Below are 3,736 nucleotides of genomic sequence, written 5' to 3'. Positions count from 1 at the left end.
CGGGCCTGTGGCGCGGCAAGGGCGCAGGCCACTACGCCACCATCGACAGCTTCACCTACGACGAGGAATTGGAGCTGACGCCCAGCGGTAAGCCGTTCCTGTTCTATCGCTCCAAGACCCAGGCGCCAGACGGCAGTCGGGCCATGCATACCGAGACCGGGTACCTCCGCCTCGCCGGGCGTGATCACATCGAACTGCTGGTGGCTCAGCCCACCGGGTTCCTCGAGTTGCAGCGCGCCCCGGCTAGCACCTCCGTGCTCGACTTCACTCAGCATGTCCTCGGCGTCTCACCCGACGCCAAGCAGGTCCACGCCGTGCGACGACGCGTCGAACTCTCCGGCGACACCCTGATCTACGACCTCTGGATGGCCTACGCCGACGTCCCGATCTCCCACCACCTGAGAGCCGAACTCCACCGCGCGTAGCCGGCCGTCGCCCGGCCGTCACCCCGTTTCCACATGAGGCGTTGCTTCCCGCTCAGCGTCCGACGTCGCGCGGGAAGCAACGCCTCATGTCGAAAGCGACGGTACGGCGTCGAATCGCCAACCTGTGGATAGCGCCCGAGACATCTCGTGCGCCATCGACTTCACTGGGTCCATGCTGTGGCCCCGAGACTCGATCGGACTCGTCCGACGCAACCGAGCCCTGGACGTCGGCATCACGGACCTCCAGTTGAAGCGCGCCGTCAGATCCGGCGAGCTGACGATGGTCGACCGCGGTCGGTACGCGATCACCACGTCCCTTCCCGCCGTCGACGTCCTGGGCAGCGAGCGACGCGACACCGAGGTCCATCGCCTGCGGTGCCTCGCGGCTGCTCTCGACGACAACTGCCGGCTCGCACTCAGCCACGAGTCCGCCGCGACGGTGCTCGGCCTCGCCACCCTGCTCCCGGATCGCGACGTCGTTCACTTCGGCACCGCGCAGTCGTCCGGCGGACGCCGCCTTCGCACCCGCCACGTCCACACCGCACTGCCATCCGATTCGACGATGACGATCGACGGAATCGAGGTGACGACCCCGGCACGCACCGCCGTCGACATCGCCGCCACTCGCGGATTCGTCGCCGGCCTCGCCGTATGCGACAGCGCCCTTCGCTTGGGGGTCACCGCCGATCAGTTGTTCGTCGAGTTCGGGAAGCGCCGCATCAGAGGAGCCGCCGACGTCCGCGCTGCGATTCGGTACGCCGACGGGCGGTCGGCGAACCCCTACGAGTCATGGGGTCGCGCCCTGATGATCCAGAGCGGATTCCCGCTCCCCGATCTCCAGACGCACTTCGTGCTGCCCGACGGCTCCCACGCCTACGCCGACTACTCCTGGCGCGGAAAGCTGGTGGCGGAGTACGACGGGAGGCGGAAGTACTGGCGCGACCTCCGCCCCGGCGACGACCCCGGCGACGTGGTCTACCGAGAGAAACAGCGAGAAGACGGACTGCGAGCCCTCAAGCTCGGCGTCTGTCGGTGGGTCACCAAAGACCTGTATTCCAAAGCCATGATCACCAGGGTTCGCGAGGCCCTCTTGGATGAGGGGCTGCTCTGACACCTGCACGCGCCGTTCCCACATGAAGCGCTGCTTCCCGCGCGACGCCGGACGCCGCGCGGGAAGCATCGCCCCATGTGGGAACAGATGCGGCGGGCACGTGGCGGCGGCGGGACTACTCGAAGCCGCAGTGCTGACCGTCCGTCACGCGCAGCTGGGCCCTCATGTGTGAGACCGTGCCGCCGGAATCGAACAGGAAGATCACGTTGCGACCGGTGGCAGGATCACGGTAGAAGTCGGCGGGATTCAGCGAGGAAGTTCGGCAGTGACCAGCGGGGAACCCCGCGTACGCTTTCGCGACGTCAGCGCGAGTCGAGCCCACCTTGATACCGCGGTCGGTGGCACCCCACACCACCGACGTGATCACGCCGTCCGGACGGGCGAAGAAGTACCAGTCGGTCATTGCCGACGACGTCGGCTCCCGGAAGTAGTAGAACGTCGACCCGGGTGGATAGGCGCCCAGTGTGGCCACCACCTTCTTCACGTAGGTGTTGGGGATCTTGGATGCGGGATCGCCGACGTACACCCCACCCGCCCCACCGAACGTCAACAGACTCGACGGACTCAACGTGACGCCGCCCGACCCGGGTGCGTTCGGCGCCGGCGGCGCCGAGGTGTCGCCCTGGCAGATGTCGGCGACGCGGCCGCCTCCCGCCATCGCTTGTTCGCGAGATTGGAGGCGCCCGAGACGCCGATAGGCCCACACGCCGTCGCACCACCCGACGTCGTCGGCACGCAGCCACGTCACCGTCAACGGGTTGCTTGGACCGTTCTGCTGGCTGGTCCCCTGCCCGATCGCGACCTGCGGCCCCCAAGACTCCCACGTGATGTTCCCGACGGTGCTCGACGCCGTCGACGCGAGGGAGAAACCCGTCGGCTTCACCGTGCCGAATCCCACGGCGTACTTAACATGCTCGTCCCGCCCCAGCACCGGCGTCGGCTTTCCCGCGCCTGTCGTCTCCGCCGGAGCCCCCGCAGGCGGGGCCCCGATCGTCGGGATCGCGATCTCCGACGTCGTCGCGGTCGTCGTCGCTCCGACCACCGCCGTCTCACTCACCGCGTTCGTAGACTCCGACGCACATCCGGCGACGATCGTCACGGCACAGGCCAACACCGCTACCAGCGGCCGCTTCCGCATCACACGCGAATCGTACGAAACCGAGACCCGTATGGATCGAGGCAACGCCCGACGTTCACCCGATCCGACGACTCTTCTGCAGGAAAGCAGAACGCCCGCCCCGCCGAAGCGGGACGGGCGTTCACAAGCCGTCAGGCTAGATCATCGAATCAGGCGATGATCTTGGTGACGCGACCGGCACCAACGGTGCGGCCACCCTCGCGGATAGCGAAGCGCAGGCCCTCGTCCATGGCGACCGGCTGGATCAGCTTGACGCTCATCTCGGTGTTGTCGCCCGGCATGACCATCTCGGTGCCCTCGGGGAGGGTAACGACGCCGGTCACGTCCGTGGTACGGAAGTAGAACTGCGGACGGTAGTTGTTGAAGAACGGGGTGTGACGACCACCCTCATCCTTCGACAGGATGTACGCCTGGCCCTCGAACTCCGTGTGCGGGGTCGTGGTGCCCGGCTTCACGATGACCTGGCCGCGCTCGACGTCCTCGCGCTTGAGGCCGCGGAGCAGCAGTCCGGCGTTGTCGCCGGCCTGTGCCGAGTCGAGAAGCTTGTGGAACATCTCGATGCCGGTGACGATGGTCTTCGTGCTCTTCTCGCGGATGCCGACGATCTCGACTTCCTCGTTCACGTTGATCTCGCCGCGCTCCACACGACCGGTGACGACGGTGCCGCGACCGGTGATGGTGAAGACGTCCTCGACGGGCATCAGGAAGGGCTTCTCGGTCTCGCGGACCGGGTCCGGCACCGAGTCGTCGACAGCCTGCATCAGCTTCTGGACCGACTCAACCCACTTCGGGTCACCCTCGAGTGCCTTCAGTGCCGAGATCGGAACGACCGGTGCGTCCTCGTCGAATTCCTGGGCGGCCAGCAGTTCGCGGACCTCCATCTCGACGAGCTCCATGATCTCCTCATCGTCGACCATGTCGGCCTTGTTGAGGGCAACCAGGATGTAAGGAACGCCGACCTGGCGAGCAAGCAGAACGTGCTCGCGGGTCTGCGGCATCGGGCCGTCGGTAGCGGCCACGACCAGGATCGCGCCGTCCATCTGGGCGGCACCGGTGATCATG

The 3,736-nt window shown here is 66.9% G+C and carries 4 protein-coding genes; 2 read left to right on the top strand and 2 right to left on the bottom strand.

All coding sequences use genetic code 11. The features are described 5' to 3' along the window. A partial coding sequence (locus GX543_RS14880; protein ID WP_290853000.1) for an FABP family protein occupies positions 1 to 425 on the top strand: 425 nt, incomplete at its 5' end. A 172-nt stretch (positions 426 to 597) separates the two neighbouring features. Then, positions 598 to 1,536: a hypothetical protein gene (locus tag GX543_RS14875; protein WP_290852999.1), complete on the top strand. Its 939-nt coding sequence runs from the start codon at positions 598 to 600 to the stop codon at positions 1,534 to 1,536. A 115-nt stretch (positions 1,537 to 1,651) separates the two neighbouring features. On the opposite strand, the gene GX543_RS14870 is transcribed toward GX543_RS14875, so the two are convergent. Both GX543_RS14870 and tuf read right to left on the bottom strand, forming a co-directional pair. Further along, complete coding sequence (locus tag GX543_RS14870; protein ID WP_290852998.1) at positions 1,652 to 2,593, bottom strand: hypothetical protein; 942 nt, start codon at positions 2,591 to 2,593, stop codon at positions 1,652 to 1,654. Positions 2,594 to 2,823: 230 nt separating this feature from the next. Then, positions 2,824 to 3,736, bottom strand: a 913-nt coding sequence (gene tuf, locus GX543_RS14865) for an elongation factor Tu (RefSeq protein ID WP_290852997.1), incomplete at its 5' end; no start/stop codon positions are given.

This window comes from Gordonia sp. (in: high G+C Gram-positive bacteria) (genome assembly GCF_012515855.1).
Taxonomy (GTDB): domain Bacteria; phylum Actinomycetota; class Actinomycetes; order Mycobacteriales; family Mycobacteriaceae; genus Gordonia.
The sequence above is the reverse complement of the archived record's forward strand: the minus strand, read 5'-3'. Positions and strand labels throughout refer to the sequence as shown.